Below are 691 nucleotides of genomic sequence, written 5' to 3'. Positions count from 1 at the left end.
AGACGGGATGGATTGCGATGTGGAGGACTATATTTTTGAGAGTGAACTTCTGGAATCCTGTAATTACAATGTGTGTACACAGGTTGCCGGTATTTTAACTGCATTAGGTATTCTGGGAACTTTTCTGGGACTGGTATTAGGACTGCGCAGCTTTGATTTTTCCAATGCAGATCAGATGACATCATCTGTTGAAGCACTGGTAGGCGGTCTGAATGTGGCTTTCTATACATCCATATATGGCGTAACATTATCTATTCTTTACAACATTATTTTCAGAAGAATCACAACAGGACTGACACAGGAGCTGAATCATTTTTATGATGCTTTCAATAGTGCCTTAGAACCGGTTTCACAGAAAGCGATGGCCGAACGTATGGACAGCCGTCAGGCAGAGAACAATGCATTGATGCAGGAAATCAAAGAGCTTCTGGATGAGCGCCTCGGTGAACGTCTGGGCTATCAGATGGCAGAGACATTGACACCGGTATTTGACAGGATCATTCAGTCCCTGGATTCCATGATGCTGGATTTTCATAAGGAACAGGCAAATTCCCTGGAGAAGATTGTAGATGCCTTTGTTGACAGGATGGGTGGTGCCCTGAACAGTCATGTGAAGGCTCTTGGTGAAAGTGTCGATGAGTTAAGCCAGGCGCAGAAGACAATGAGTGTTGAGCTGCAGCGGCTGATTAAG

At 44.7% G+C, this 691-nt stretch carries 1 protein-coding gene; it reads left to right on the top strand.

The genetic code is table 11. The features are described 5' to 3' along the window. Positions 1-19 precede the first annotated feature (19 nt). The coding region (locus WMO25_RS18555; protein WP_349086736.1) for a MotA/TolQ/ExbB proton channel family protein at positions 20-691 on the top strand (672 nt) is incomplete at its 3' end.

Origin of the sequence: Coprococcus intestinihominis (assembly GCF_040096555.1) — a bacterium.
In the GTDB taxonomy this organism is placed as follows: domain Bacteria; phylum Bacillota; class Clostridia; order Lachnospirales; family Lachnospiraceae; genus Coprococcus_A; species Coprococcus_A intestinihominis.
This window is presented reverse-complemented; position numbering and strand designations above follow the sequence as displayed.